This window comes from Thermococcus fumicolans, from assembly GCF_055386755.1.
The window spans coordinates 1031249-1045219 of sequence record NZ_AP042424.1 but is presented as its reverse complement, the minus strand read 5'-3'; the positions used below and the strand labels follow the sequence as shown (position 1 = coordinate 1045219).

The following is a 13971-nucleotide window of genomic DNA, read 5'->3' as shown; positions in this document are numbered from 1 at the left end:
AAGGCTATCGCCTCTTCCACCCCTTGCAGTTCATGTCAACGCATATCTCGTACTCCCTGTTTCCTTCGCGAATTTTGACGACGGGGGCGCCACCGCAGCAGGTCTTGTCCGTCGGGATTATCTCGCCGCGCTGGAGGAGCGGATAAGTGACGTCGCACTTGGGCCAGTTGGAGCAACCGACGAACCTCTTGCCGGTCTTCCTGTTGTAGCGGACGACCAGGTCACCGCCGCACTTGGGACACTTCCCGATGACTAGAGGCTTTTTCTCGGGCTTCCGGACCTTTGCATTCCCGTCAACGGCCCCCTGGACCCCGCGCTCTTCCTCCTCGCTGAGCTCCTTAACCGCGCCGGTATTCCCTGCGGGGGTCTTTGACTTGGTCACTCCCGTGCCGGTCGTTTCGAGAAGTATCCTCCCTATGTCCAGCTCCTTCTCCTTGAAGACCTTGAGGATTTTAACAAGCTGATTCTTGCTCTCCTCGATGACCTGCTCCCTCCCGGCTTTTCCGGCCATTATCTCCTCCATCTTCTCCTCAAAGGCCCTCGTCAGTTCGACGCTCACTATGTCGGGCACGTTCTTCTCGAGGGCTTCCACAACCCTCATTCCCAGGGGGGTCACCTTTATCTTCTTCTTGCCCTCTATGTAGCCCCTCTGGTAGAGCGTCTCAAGGATTTGAGCGCGCGTTGCTTTCGTTCCAATGCCCAAGTCCTCCATTTTCTTTATCACCGCCGCCGGGGAGTAGCGCGCCGGCGGTTTGGTCTTCTTCTTCTCGCGCTTTATCTGGAGGACCTTTACGGGCTCACCCTCTTTGAAGGCCGGAAGGATAACCTCGTCGAACTTGACGTATCTGCCGTAAACCTTTAGCCAGCCCTCCTTGACCGTTCTCGAGCCACTGAGGATGAAGCGGTGGTTGTTGGAATTTATCACAACTTTCATGCTCTCCCTGACTGCCGGTTCCATGAACAGAGCTAAAAAGCGCCTGACTATCAAATCGTAGAGGTTTTGCTCGTCCTTGGTAAGCTCCCCCGGCTTGGGAAGTTCGCCTGTAGGATATATTGCAGGGTGTGCCGGGTCCTCCTTCTTACCCTCGACGGGTTTGAGTTTTTCTTTGCCCAGAAGCTCGTGTGCAAAGGGCTTGTACTCCGGGAGTTTGGCGAGGTTTTGAAGTATCGAGCGGAAGTTCAGGTTCTTGGGAAGCTTCTGCGATGAGGTGCGGGGGTATGAGGATAGGCCTCGCTCATACAAGCGCTGTGCAAGCTCCAGCGTCTTCTTCGGGCTGTAGCCGAAGGCGGAATAGGCCTCTCTCTGCAGGGTTCCAAGGTCAAAGGGGACGGGGGGATTCCTCTTCTGCTGTTTGACTTCAACCTTCTCAACGAAGGCAGGTCCCTTCTTGGCCTCCTGAACTATCCTTTTAGCTTCTTCCTCGTCCCAGATTTTGTCCTTTTCGTAGCTGGCCGTGTACTTCTCGCCGTTCTTTTCAAGGAGCATCTTGATGACCCAGTAGGGCTTGGGCTGGAAGTTCTGAATTTCCCTCTCGCGTTCAACGAGGAACTTTAGCGTTGGCCCCTGAACCCTTCCGGTTGAGAGAACCATCCACTTACCGCTGGCCCTTTTTATGGCCGATGTTAGGGCCCGGGATAGGTTCACGCCCCAGTACCAGTCCAAAACGTGGCGTGCTATTCCAGCGTCCGCCATGCCGAAGTTTATGGTTGGCTCGAGGTTATACCAGGCCTTGAGGAGGTCCTTCTTGGTTAAAGCGGAGAACTTCATGCGCTTTGCCTTGGATGGATCAACGCCACAGGCGTATTTGAGGGCGGTATAGCCTATCACCTCTCCCTCTGTATCGTAGTCACAGGCGACGATGAACTCGTCTGCCCGCTTCGCGAGCGTGGCTAAAGCCTTTATGTAGTCCTTCGCGTAGCTTTTCCCCTTTTCGGCGACATAGACAGGCACCCACCCGATATCGAAGATGGGATAACCATAGGTTTTCGTTTTCGGGGCAAGGGAGAAGAGATGGCCAACGGCAGGGGCCACTATGACCCTCTTCCCGTCGCGGGTGAACTCGTAATAGCTCACCTTCCCTATGGTTTTTCTAACGGGTTTACCTTCCGCCAGGGCGTAGGCAATTTTTCTGGCAACGTTGGGCTTCTCCGCTATGATGAGCGTTACCATGGCGACACCTTGGTTGGTTCGGCGGGAGGTTATAAAAATCATTTGGCGGGCCTCGTTTGGAAGCTTCCCAATAGGGCTCCAATTTCTAAAACGGCCCTTGAAGTTTGAAGACTCTTGAAAGTCTTTACCCTTCCACCAGCGCTTTGAGAAGCAAAAGGCTGAAAGGGGGCCAGTGGAGATGTCGGCCCCCTGGGGGTCCCGACGTCATCGCAACCCACAACTCGTCGGGCGCTTGGTTTTAGCCGCAAAGCCTTATAACCCTTGGCCCAACTCCCAGACGGTGCGGAACATGGTTGGAACCGTGAGCAAGATAGTTCGCTTTCACGATGAGGAGGAGTTCATCGAGGTAATGGATTCCGCCCTCGAAGGCTTTTCGTACTTGGCAAGCAAATACGGACACAATCCGGTTGAGGGGATCGTGCTCTGGGATCAAATGGGAATTAGGGACGACGAGGGGCTTAAGGTGTTCCGCGTCGGGGAGTTCCCCTTCGTTGAAGGTACATTAAAGCTCGACCTCGAAACGATCCGCGTTCTAGAGAAGTATTTCGACGAGATGGAGAGCAAGTGGGACGAGCTGAGCGTTGAGGACATAGCCAACTTCGTGGATCTGATAAACGACGCCCTGGGAAGGGAGGTAGTCGTTTACGACGCCTACAGCCTGGGCCTCGACAGAAACACCGCCTACCTAATCATGAACCTAGTTAACCTCCAGTACCTGGACGGTATTCTGGAAGGTAGCGATCGGGAGATCTTCGAGAGGAGCGTTGAACTGCTCCTCCAGTACCTCTAGCCAAACAATTAAACAATTCGGTAATTGCAGAATTAGTTGGAGGTGGGAGGGTGCTCTTCAAAAAGAAGGGCGTCTTCACCGAGGAAGACGCGAGAAAAGTGGTGGAGTGGATGAGCTCCCATCCGGAGGAGAGAGAGCTAATAGTCATGGCCGAGAGGGTTACCGACGAGGCTAAGAGAAGGCTCTGGGACTACGCGAGGGCCGTCCAGCTCATGGCCGACATGACCGGCGAAAACAGGAGCGTCAGGGTCGAGATACTCGAGGGCTTCGTGAGCGAGAGGGTGAAGGGGCTGGACGTGGGGGAATTGTGAGGTGATAAAGTGAGGCTCATAATGGCCGAGGTCTTCAACAGCTGGCAGGGCGAAGGGGGGAGCGTTGAGGGGAGCGCCTTCGGCAGGAGGCAGATCTTTGTTAGGTTCGCGGGCTGCGACCTTCGTTGCCAGTGGTGCGACTCCAAACAGTACATCGACGCTTCCCGCGTTTCCCGCTGGCGCTACGAGGTCGAACCCTTCACCGGGAAGTTTGAGTATAAACCGAACCCCGCTTCGCTCGATGAGGTGGTTGAGGCCATTCTCCGCCTCGATACTGGAGATATACACTCGATAAGCTACACGGGCGGCGAGCCGACTCTACAGATAAAGCCGCTGAAGGCCCTGATGGAGCGCATGAAAGAGCACGGCTTCGACAACTTCCTCGAAACCCACGGAGGGCTTCCCGAGCTTATCAAAAAGGTAGCACACCTCGTCGACTACGCGAGCGTTGACATAAAGGACGAGACGGCAGAGGCAACCGAGGACTGGAGAGACCTCGTCCTCAGGGAGGTCGAGAGCATCAGAATCCTAAAAAAAGCGGGTGCAAAGACCTACGCCAAGCTCGTCGTTACTTCAGGGACAAAGGTTGAAAACGTCCGCTGGTATGCGGAATTGCTGAAGGATCTGGCACCACTCGTCATCCAGCCGAGGGAGCCGATCGAGATAAGCCAGAAAAGGCTTATGGAGCTCTACCGTGAAGCGGCTGGGGTAATGGGTCGAAAGAACGTGGGCCTGAGCTTCCAGGTTCACAAATACCTCAACGTCCTATGAGGTGGTGGCATGCTGTACGTTGAGATCCTTGGAAACCTGCCCGAGATGGCGTGGGATGAGGTAAGGGCCATGCTGGAGCTGGCCGGAGGAAGGATAGCCAATCAGGACTACCTGTTCCTGAAGCTCGACGCCGGGGAGGAGGCCTTCCCATACCTGGACCGGCTGGGCCTGGCCCACGAATATGGACTGCTCGTGGTCGAGGCAGATTCAGTTGAGGAGCTCCTCGACAAAGCCGGGGAAGCCGAGTGGCCGATCAAAGGGACCTTCAAGGTCGACACCGAGACGATGGCCAACTGCGGTCATGATGTTCTTGACCTGCCACGGAAGCTCGGGGCGGTGATACACGCACAGGGTTTCAGGGTTAACCTCTCAAAGCCGGACACGCTCGTTAGGGTCTACTGCGGCGAGAAACTCTACGCCGGGATAAGGCTCCGCTTCTTCGACCCAAAGGACTTCGAAAAGAGAAAGGCCCACCACAGGCCCTTCTTCAGACCCATCTCGCTCCATCCGAGGGTTTCTAGGGCCCTGGTGAACCTCACCAAAGCGAAGAGGGAAATCCTCGACCCCTTCATGGGCGCCGGCGGGATCCTGATGGAGGCCGGTTTAATCGGCCTGAAGGTCTACGGAGTGGACATAAAACCGGAGATGGTTGAAGGCGCGGAGATGAACCTAAGGCACTACGGGGTAAAGGATTACGAGCTCAGGCTCGGCGATGCAACTAAACTTGAGAAGCTTTTTCCGGATAAGAAGTTCGAGGCTATAGCCACTGACCCACCCTACGGCACCTCCGCAACGCTTGCCGGCAGAAAAAGGGACGAGCTGTACAGGAAGGCACTGGAGAGCATGTACAGCGTTCTCAAACCCGGTGGAAGGCTGGCGATAGCGTTTCCGGCTGACTTCGATGGTAAAACCGAAGGCGAGAAGGCTGGATTCAAACTCCTCGCCAAGTACTACCAGAGGGTGCATAAAAGCCTCGAACGGTACTTCTACGTGTTTGAAAGGGAATAGGCCTGGAAAAAGTTCAGCGAAGGGTTTTTATGATCCTGCGCGTTCCAGACATCGGTGGTGGGTATGTGCGATAATCGAACCTTAACCCTCGTTGAGTTCGTTGAGAACCTCGCACTCGGTGAGGACGTGGTCGTTGAGTACAGCTCGGAGGAGCCCGCTTACCTGCTCTTCCGCGAAATTCTGAGCGAGCTTTCCAGAACGGGTGGCTTCATAATAGTCGATGAACTCGACCAGCTCCACATCTTCAGGACTCACCTCCGCCTCTCCGGAAGGGACACCTCGTGCATAGACGACTCGACCGTCATCAAGATGGGAGGGATAATCCAGACCGGCAGGGTCGCGGGAAGGGTGGACCTCACAAAGGAACCCCCAGTGAGGAAGAAACACTACGAAGAACTGATACGGTCCATCGAGGGGAGGTACAAGTTCAGGGTCGTGGTTGGGTTCGATAAGATCCTCTCCAGCTACGAAAACGATCCAAGGGAGCGGGAGAGGATATTCGGCTACCTCATCAGGCCCCACATTGGGTCCGAAAACCGCATCACGCTGTACCTGATAAACAGGGATCTCGTGAGGGACACAGTTAGAAAAGAGCTGAGGGAGCACGCCACCCGCGTCCTCGAAAGCGAGTTCAACGGAAAGGGCTTCACCCTGAGGATCGTCAAGTCCATAGTTCCTGAAGAGTACGGGTGTGCCGTGAGCGTCCCAATAAGAGGGGATGAATAAAACGGGGCTCACTCAAGCCAGATCTCAAGCCTCTGCTTTCCCTTTCCAAGGCTGGAGCGCTTGAACTTCCTAAGGTGGCCGATTTCCTTTATGTCCCTCACGTGTGTGCCACCGCAGGGGATTACCTCGAAGTCCCTTATCTGGGTGTACCTGGTCTCACCTTCCCACCAGATCTTCATCTCGCCCCCCTCGTCAACGAGCTTGTTGAAGGTCTCGATTATCTGCCCCTTCCACTGGTTGACGTTCTCCGGGTAAACTATGTCGTAGCGGCCCTTCTCGGCGCTCATGCCGCTGCCGTAGAGCTGCCACTCGCCGGGAAGAACGAGGTTAAGAACGTGCTCCAGAAGGTGCATCGCGCTGTGTATGCGCATCAGCCTGTACCTGTAGTCCCAGTCGATTTTGAGCTCGACCTCGTCTCCAACTTTGAACTTCTCGGGCTTGGCAACAACGTGCCAGACGTTGCCCTCTTCATCCTTGTAGACGTCGAGAACCTCGACGCCGCTTATCGTCCCCCTGTCGTGGGGCTGGCCGCCGCCGGTCGGGTAGAAGATCGTCTGGTCGAGGAGGAGCGCGTTGTCCCTGACTTCCAGAACCTTTGCTCTAGCCTCCCTCAGATAGGCGTCCTCGTAGTAGAGCTTCCTAGTCACGTTCATCACCACAGAACAGTTGGCGGGCACCATTTAAATGGATATCGAAAAAGGAAAGGGGAGCAACTCAGCGGCTCTTCCTGCGGAGGAGGAGCGGTATCACTGCAAGCCCGATGAGCGCCGCCGGGCCACAGATCCCGCCGGATTTACCCTTCTTGAACCTTATCTCGACGGAGCTGAAGTCCGTGAGCAGGTTGTTCACGTCCTCCTCGGAAGCCCCGTAGAACAGGAAGGTCGAGGCGTTTATCAGGAGGCGGTTTTTCTCGGCCTTAACGTCCATTTTGAAGGTGTTCCCGTGGATCTCCTTCGAGGTGCCGTTTGGGTAGGACACGAACTTCCAGCCCTTGGGGAGGAGGATCTCGGCGCTGAAGGTGTAGTTGAACTCCGAGGCGGTTCTGAAGGAGACCATGTCCTTGAGGCCCATCGTCGGGTTCAGTTTGAGGACGTAGGTGCCGTTTACGAGCTTGGTGTAGTTGGAGAGGATGTACCTGGCCTCAACAACTAGCGGCTCGGTGTTGTTGAGGTTCTTGATGTTTATCCCGGCCCCCTCGACTACCGCCCCCATCCTGGCGAACATCTGGACGTGGTACTTGAGGAGCTGCTGTTCGAACTTCTGCTTTCCGTACTTGGCTATCTGGAGCTTCTTCATCAGTATCTCGCCAAGGGGCTCAACGTACTCGTCCCTCATCGTGAGTATAACCGTACCGTTTTTGAGGACTTCAACGGTTACGTACTCCCTCATGACGCGCGTTGCGTAGGTCTCCTTACCTGCGTATAGGGTCTGGTAGGTTATGGAGAAGTCCTTGTACTCCCCAAAGAGCCACTGGTAGCCCTCGTTTGAGAGGTACGGCTCGACGTTTATCTTCGATTCGATGACGATCCTGTTCCCGTCGATGTGGGGGATGACCTCGAAGGAGCTCTGGTTGTACGTCCTCCTGTAGCCCGTCGGGTAGGATAGGAGGGTGGCGTTCCTTGGGAGGTCCACTATGAACCTGCTGTGCATGACTATCCTGAAGGGGTATCCGGTGTCAGGGAAGGCCGTTGAGAGCCCCCTGGTTGGGTCAACGAGAACCTCCCAGAAGTTCCCGTGGGAGTAGTACTTGGCCACGTTCTTGGCTATGCCGTTGAAAACGACGGTTATGTTGTTCCCCTCCTCGAGGCCGGTTACCCTGATGCTGTAGTTCTCGACCTGAACCCCCATATTGCCCAGACTTTGGACGTAAGCCTGAAGCTGCTGGTTCTCGTAGGTCTTTATGGCCTCGGACATGCTGCCGTTGGAGTAGTTGAGGAGCTTGTCTATCAGGTTGTGGATCTCGCTCTTGGGCCCGAGCCAGACGGTAGTTATGGTGACGTTGGCATCGCCGTTCTCGAAGAGCCTCACGTGAAAGGTGTAATCCTGAACGTAGGCGTTTTCATCGTTCCCAGCGGTCCCTCCCCCCAGAACCGTCCCCAGGGAGGGTGCCAGCACTATTAAACCAAGCAACACAGCAAAGAGCCTTTTCATTACCATTATCCTTTACCTCCATCCCGCTTTGCCGCTAACTAGCGCCACTTCACGGTATTTAACTTTATTCCCGTACATCACAGGGGCCGTATCGAGACGTCCCCGTAGAGGATCCTCCTGAGCTCTCCCCCCACCTCTAAGAGCAGGGAGCCGTCGTCGAGAACGTCCAAAGCGCGCCCAACGATCGTTTTATCGTCCTCCGCGACCCTGACGACCTTACCCAGTACGAAGGTCTTCTCGCGGACTTTCTCCATGAGGAGGTCCGGCCTTTCCCGGTAGACCCTGTACCACCCGTTTATGTGGGCCAGAAGCCTTTTGAGGACTTCATCCAGGGGAAGCTCCCGCCCAACGTGGTATATCATTGAGGTGGCCTCGCTTAAAAGCTCGTCCGGAACGGGGTTGTTCACGTTGAGGCCTATCCCAAGAACCGCGTATTCCCTACCCTTTCCCTCGGTCAAGATGCCCGCTATCTTCTTCTCCCCAACCCAGACGTCGTTGGGCCACTTTATACCCGATGGGATACCAAAATCCGTCAGGGTGTCGACCACAGCGAGGGCACCGACGAAGACCAGCCTCGGGTCAAGTCTTCCCGGCTTGAGGATGACGCTCATCCAGAGGCCGCCCTCCGGAGAAGCCCATCTCCTGCCCTTCCTCCCCTTTCCCGCGGTTTGTCGCTTCGCTATCACAACCGTCCCCTCGGGGGAGCTCTCGGCGAGTGACTTGGCGTACTCGTTGGTCGAGTCAACCTCCTCCAGCCTGATGATCCTCCACTCCAAGGTTCCCACCGAGAAGGATTAAAACGAGAACTTAAAACCCTATCCCGGAAGAAAAGGGAAAGGAAGGTTTCACCATTTGCTCTCGTCCAGCTCTCCCTCGGTCTTTGCAACTATCGTAGTTCCGGCCAGGTCTCCGGTAACGTTGACCATCGTCCTGCCCATGTCGAGTATGGCATCGATTCCAAGTATCATGGCGTAAGCCAAAGCCACCGGGCTTCCCGGCGTTAGGTCGAGGCCAACGCTCTGGAGAACCATCGCGAGCATTATGGCTCCAGCTCCCGGAACACCGGCGGTTCCTATCGAGGCCAAGACCGCTGTAAGGACAACCACCAGCTGCTGGCCTATCGTGAGCGGGTGGCCGATGGCGTTGGCGACGAACAGAACCGTCACTCCCTGGTAGAGTGCCGTTCCGTCCATGTTTATCGTCGCGCCGAGCGGTAGGGTGAAGGAGTAGATTCCCTTGTCCACGCCCATGTTCTCGTCGGCGACGCGCATCGTGACCGGTAGGGTTCCGCTCGAGCTCCTGGTGACGAAAGCGGTGAGCATGGCGTCTTTGGCCTTCTTGATGAACTTGACCGGGTCGATGCCGAAGACCTTGAGCAGGACGAAGTAGACCAGGAGTATCTGAACGGTAAGGCCGAGGTAGACGGCTAAAACCACCTTGGCCAAAGGTCCTACGACCTTGGTTCCCTGCTCGGCCATAACGTAGGCTATGAGGGCGAAGACACCGATGGGCGCGTACTGCATAACTCCCGCGACTATGAGGTACATGGCCTCGGCTAGGCCGTCGAAGACCTTGAGGAGGGTTTCCCCGCTCGTCCTGATTCTCTCATCTTCCCTGTTCATGAGGTAGGTGATGGCTATTCCCAAGACTATGGCGAAGAATATCACCGGCAGGACGTCTCCCTTAGCGAGGGAGCCGAAGGGGTTGGTCGGCACTATGTTGAGCAGCGTCTGCACAAGGGAAGGCGGGTTCGCCTCTATGGCCTTTCCCTGTCCGGTTCCCAAGCTTATACCGGTTCCAACGCTGAAGATCCTGCCCATTATGAGGCCGAAGAAGACTGCAAAAGCCGAGGTTATGAGGTAGTAGACCACTATCTTAACGCCCACCCTCCCTAGCCTTGCCGGGCTTATGCTTGCCGCACCGACGACGAGGGACGCTAGAACTATTGGCATCACTAACATCTTCAACAGGCGGACAAAGAGGTCACCGAAGGGCTTCACGTAGACTTTAACTGCATCGGCGTAACCGGCCTTTCCCAGGATCAGTCCGATAACGGCACCTAAAACCAAACCCCAGAGTATCTTCCAGAGAACCGGGTAGTCGAGGTACCTCCGGAGCAGGCCCTTCCCCACTGAAACCACCTCCAATTCAACCGCTGGCTCAACCCAGATGGGGCATCATGGCACTTGATAGTTCTGTCGTGATACGATATAAGCATTGCCCCCGAGTCACGGATCGGGAGCAAAAACCTTAAATCCCTCCACAAATATATCACTCTCGGTGATTAGTATGGATGCCTACCAGAGCGTTGGTGTTAGGAGAAGGCTTAGGCGCTTCTTCAGAAGGGACGGAAGGGCGTTGATCTTTGCGATGGATCACGGCTTCGAGCACGGGCCGACCGACTTTGAGCCCGTCTGGGAGCACGTGAACCCGAGGGTAATAGTCAGAAAGGTCGTCAGGGCTGGCATAGACGGCGTCATGATGCTTCCGGGTATAGCTAGGATGGCCGGGGACGAGGTCAAGCCGGACAGGGGGCTCATGATAAAGCTCACCAGCAAGACGAACCTCAGGCCAAAGGACGACCAGCTCCTCCAGAGCCAGCTGGGTTTTGTTGAGGACGCGGTAAAGCTAGGTGCCGATGCCATAGCGGCAACGGTTTACTGGGGCTCACCACAGGAAGACGTCATGATGCGCCAGTTCGCGGAGATAGCTAGTTACGCCCACGATCTCGGCTTCCCCGTTGTCCAGTTCGCCTATCCTCGCGGCCCGTATATCAACGAGCGCTATGGTAAGAAGGAGGACTACCGCGTCGTCATGTATGGCGCGAGAGCAGCGGTGGAGAGCGGGGCAGACATGATAAAGACCTACTGGACAGGCTCAAGGGAGACCTTCGCCAAGGTGGTCGATGCCGCCGCCGGCGTTCCGGTTCTGCTGAGCGGTGGGGCTAAAACGGATAATCCGGTGGACTTCCTGAAGGTAGTCCACGAGGTCATAGAGGCCGGTGGAGCTGGGGCGGTCGTCGGGAGGAACATCTTCCAGCGCGAGAATCCAGAGCCGATGATAAGGGCCCTGATACGCGTTATCCACAGGAACGAGGATCCTGAGGAAGCTGCTAAAGCAGAGGGGCTCCTGTGAGATTGACGCACTTAGAGCCTCCTCAGCTCGGCCGAGGCCTTTCCGTTTTCTATCCTTATCTCAGCGTAGTAGCCCCTGAAGAGGGGGCCCGGGTTGACTATCAAGGTCTCCCCAAGCAGGTCTATAGACCTAGCCTCGTGGATGTGGCCCGTCAGAACGAGAGGCGGCTCTTTCTCCTCTATAAACCTCCGAAGGGCCCTGCTGCCGACGTGGAGGCTGGAGTGGGTTCTGTCCGCTCTGGTGTTGTATGGCGGGACGTGGGAGAGGATAACGTCCCCCTCGCGGTAGTTGCGACGCAAAATCCCCTCTATCTCGTCCTCACTCAGTTCCCAGATCGTGTTGAAGGGGGTAACGTTTGAGCCCCCGACACCAACGACGCCGAGGCCATCTACCTCCCTGCGGGCATCGTGGACGCTCACACCGAGCCCCTCGAGAACCTCCGGGACGTCCCTCCCGTCGCAGTTGCCGAAAACGGCCAGAATGGGTACGCCAAGGCCCAAGAGCGGCTCGAGGATCCTCTTAGCTTCCTCCCCGGTTCCAAAGTTCGTGATGTCCCCGGCGATCATGACGAGGTCGGGAAGCTCATCTCCCCCAGCCAGCTCATCAGCGAGGGCTTTAACCCGTCCCGCCCTCCCGTGGACGTCGCTTACACCCACGATCCTCATGGGAACCACCCCGAACTTTATGTTCCCAAACGTAGAGAGCCCATAACGCTTTTATATTTTTAAGGGCAACCTATCCCACCGCCGAGCAATTCAATTGGAGGGGTCAAAATGAGGAAGATATCAATCCTGATGGCACTGCTGATAACCGGCTACATCCTCGGGATATGGAACTTCCTGCTGATGCCGAAGTACTACGTAACCTTCGGTCTCAAGGGCTTTCTGCTCTCGCTGATCGTCCTCGCGCTGGGGCTCTTCTTGATATTCAGCGAACTCGAGGCAACGCGCAGAACCAGGTACCTGATCCACGAGTTCTTCGTTAAGGTGGCCCGCTTTCCAGCGGTTACGCTCACGATTCTGATGTTCCTCATGATAATGGGCGGCCTGACCCTTTACTTCTCCTCCAGGGCCGTGGGGGTGATCTTCGAGTTCTCCGCGAAGGGTCTGCTCCCCATCATGGCCGCCGTCATCCTCCTGATATGGATCTTCCTGGTTCTCCTGAAGGGCCGCTCCGTCGAGTTCATTGGAGCAATGGCCGTCCTCTTCATCATCTTCGCCCTCGCAGCTACCCTGGTTATGAGGCAGGAGGTCCACAGCTTCGTCAGAACGGAAGGGGCTATCCAGCAGCTGGACGCGTACCGCAGCGCGATATTCTCCTTCAACCACCCGCTGACCGTGAAGGGCGTCGTTCTCATGCTAATCACCGTTCTCCTCAGCCTCGGTCTGGGAGCTGGAGTCTACTACGTCCTGGGGAGCTTTGCGCCGGCCGAGCTCGACCTCAAGAAGCTCCTCGGCGCGGTCATAGTGCTCCAGCTGCTCCTGAGCTTCGCCGCCGCGTTGACCACGGTGTACGCGATAGGTGCCGCCTATCAGAGCTACGAAGACGCCCACAGCAAGTACATGACGGAGTACAGGAACTACCAGAGCGCCAAGCTGCAGTACGAGAGGATCCACAAGGAGCTGAGCGAGATCTTCTCAAACCCCGAGACTGACCCGAACAAGGCCATAGAGATCCTGAAGAAGCAACAGCAGCTCAAGGAAACCCTGAAGAGCATGAACAGCACCCTAGCCAGGATGAACCAGACCCTCGCGCTGGCCAATAGGAAGCTCCAGACGGCGCGCAAGGCACAGCTCTACGTCAACAGCAGCACGCAGTCCCCGATGGCAGCCATAGAGAACTTCTACTTCCTCCCGAGGGTCATAAGGGAGAGCAAGCTTCCGGGGGCGTCGAACATAATATTCCTCCTCATGAGCTCCCTCTTCCTGGCGGGATTCACGACGCTCATCGTTCTGATCGAGATAGGGGCCCAGATATCGGCCGAAGTGTTCCAGATGAGGAGAACCGGAAGCGTCACGTTCCTGAGCCTTGGAATAGCCCTCCTCGGCGGCCTCTCGATAGTGGCCGGAATACGCGAAATGCTCCTCACGGTGCCCTTCGCGGTGGGTGCAGTAATGATAGCCGTCGAGGCCATGCCCCTGGCCAGGGGCCCCTCCCCGGTCGACAAGAGAGCAATAACGGCGAGCATCGTCCTGAGCCTCCTGATCGGGCTGGCAGGGGTTTACTACATGCTCAGGACTGGAGGCACCTACGTCACCCTCGGGGTCCTCCTGAGCCTGATGCTCTTCATGCCGCTCCTCTTCAACGGCTACCTTCTGGCCCAGGCCAGGGGGGCGCGCTAGTCCCGCTTTCAAAAATTTTTTAAATGGCCCCTCCGACTCGATGTAGAACGTTTTGGGGAGGTATGAACGATGGGAGACAAGACGAAGGTTCAGGTCAGCAAGCTCAAGCCCGGAAGGTACATCCTCATCGACGGCGAGCCCTGCAGGATAGCCAACATAACCGTTTCCTCGCCGGGTAAGCACGGCTCGGCCAAGGCCAGGATTGAGGCCGTTGGCATCTTCGACAAGAAGGTCAGGAGCATCGTCAAGCCGACCAGCGCCGAGGTTGAGGTCCCGATCATCGACAAGAAGGTCGGCCAGATAATAGCCTTGACCCCGGACACGGTTCAGCTCATGGACATGGAGACCTACGAGACCTTCGACGTCCCGATAGAGACCGGCGTCGAGGACGAGGTCAAGGACCAGCTCACCGAGGGCATAACCGTCGAGTACTGGGAGACCCTCGGCAGGATAAAGATCATGAAGATCAGGGGCGAGTGAGGCCCCCTCTTCTTAACACTTTTGGGGAAACCCTTAAATATAGATTGCCCTTTTACCGTTTAGACCAGTATCTAACAGAGTGTGGAG

Annotated in this window: 14 protein-coding genes; 8 read left to right on the top strand and 6 right to left on the bottom strand. The window is 56.3% G+C overall.

Annotated features, from left to right (window positions below; all coding sequences use genetic code 11):
- Positions 1–4 precede the first annotated feature (4 nt).
- A complete protein-coding gene (topA, locus tag ACZ5AM_RS05775; RefSeq protein ID WP_464914112.1) occupies positions 5–2170 on the bottom strand; it encodes a DNA topoisomerase I in 2166 nt (721 codons plus the stop codon).
- Positions 2171–2459: 289 nt separating this feature from the next.
- Between topA and ACZ5AM_RS05770 the strand changes: the two genes are divergently transcribed.
- The 5 genes from ACZ5AM_RS05770 (at position 2460) to ACZ5AM_RS05750 (ending at position 5776) form a co-directional block, all read left to right on the top strand.
- Positions 2460–2960: a hypothetical protein gene (locus ACZ5AM_RS05770; RefSeq protein ID WP_464916002.1), complete on the top strand. Its 501-nt coding sequence runs from the start codon at positions 2460–2462 to the stop codon at positions 2958–2960.
- 50 nt (positions 2961–3010) lie between these two features.
- The gene (locus ACZ5AM_RS05765) at positions 3011–3271 is read left to right on the top strand and encodes a hypothetical protein (RefSeq protein WP_464914111.1); all 261 of its coding nucleotides are present in this window, start codon (positions 3011–3013) and stop codon (positions 3269–3271) included.
- Positions 3272–3280: 9 nt separating this feature from the next.
- Entirely contained in the window at positions 3281–4042 is a 762-nt protein-coding gene (locus ACZ5AM_RS05760; protein WP_464914110.1) for a 7-carboxy-7-deazaguanine synthase QueE, read from the top strand.
- A gap of 9 nt (positions 4043–4051) precedes the next feature.
- On the top strand, positions 4052–5050 hold the full coding sequence (locus ACZ5AM_RS05755; RefSeq protein WP_464914109.1) for a TIGR01177 family methyltransferase: 999 nt from the start codon (positions 4052–4054) through the stop codon (positions 5048–5050).
- 63 nt (positions 5051–5113) lie between these two features.
- Positions 5114–5776, top strand: a complete 663-nt coding sequence (locus ACZ5AM_RS05750; RefSeq protein WP_464916001.1) for a DUF257 family protein — start codon at positions 5114–5116, stop codon at positions 5774–5776.
- Between the two features lie 8 nt (positions 5777–5784).
- Here the strand turns inward: ACZ5AM_RS05750 and ACZ5AM_RS05745 are convergent, their stop codons facing one another.
- The 4 genes from ACZ5AM_RS05745 to ACZ5AM_RS05730 form a co-directional block, all read right to left on the bottom strand.
- Positions 5785–6423 carry an alanine--tRNA ligase-related protein gene (locus ACZ5AM_RS05745; RefSeq protein WP_464916000.1) on the bottom strand — a complete coding sequence of 213 codons (639 nt, stop codon included), beginning with the start codon at positions 6421–6423 and terminating at the stop codon, positions 5785–5787.
- Between the two features lie 67 nt (positions 6424–6490).
- Positions 6491–7933, bottom strand: a complete 1443-nt coding sequence (locus ACZ5AM_RS05740) for a CGP-CTERM sorting domain-containing protein (protein ID WP_464914108.1) — start codon at positions 7931–7933, stop codon at positions 6491–6493.
- Between the two features lie 71 nt (positions 7934–8004).
- On the bottom strand, positions 8005–8703 hold the full coding sequence (locus ACZ5AM_RS05735; protein ID WP_464915999.1) for a biotin--[acetyl-CoA-carboxylase] ligase: 699 nt from the start codon (positions 8701–8703) through the stop codon (positions 8005–8007).
- Positions 8704–8772: 69 nt separating this feature from the next.
- Entirely contained in the window at positions 8773–10059 is a 1287-nt protein-coding gene (locus ACZ5AM_RS05730; RefSeq protein WP_464914107.1) for a dicarboxylate/amino acid:cation symporter, read from the bottom strand.
- 157 nt (positions 10060–10216) lie between these two features.
- Between ACZ5AM_RS05730 and fba the strand changes: the two genes are divergently transcribed.
- On the top strand, positions 10217–11062 hold the full coding sequence (gene fba / locus ACZ5AM_RS05725; RefSeq protein ID WP_464915998.1) for a class I fructose-bisphosphate aldolase: 846 nt from the start codon (positions 10217–10219) through the stop codon (positions 11060–11062).
- An 11-nt stretch (positions 11063–11073) separates the two neighbouring features.
- On the opposite strand, the gene ACZ5AM_RS05720 is transcribed toward fba, so the two are convergent.
- Positions 11074–11727, bottom strand: a complete 654-nt coding sequence (locus tag ACZ5AM_RS05720; RefSeq protein WP_464914106.1) for a metallophosphoesterase — start codon at positions 11725–11727, stop codon at positions 11074–11076.
- 108 nt (positions 11728–11835) lie between these two features.
- Here ACZ5AM_RS05720 and ACZ5AM_RS05715 point away from each other — a divergent pair, with 108 nt between their 5' ends.
- Together ACZ5AM_RS05715 and ACZ5AM_RS05710 are read left to right on the top strand one after the other, a co-directional pair.
- Positions 11836–13404: a sodium-dependent transporter gene (locus tag ACZ5AM_RS05715; protein WP_464914105.1), complete on the top strand. Its 1569-nt coding sequence runs from the start codon at positions 11836–11838 to the stop codon at positions 13402–13404.
- Between the two features lie 69 nt (positions 13405–13473).
- Entirely contained in the window at positions 13474–13884 is a 411-nt protein-coding gene (locus ACZ5AM_RS05710; RefSeq protein ID WP_464914104.1) for a translation initiation factor IF-5A, read from the top strand.
- Positions 13885–13971 lie beyond the last annotated feature (87 nt).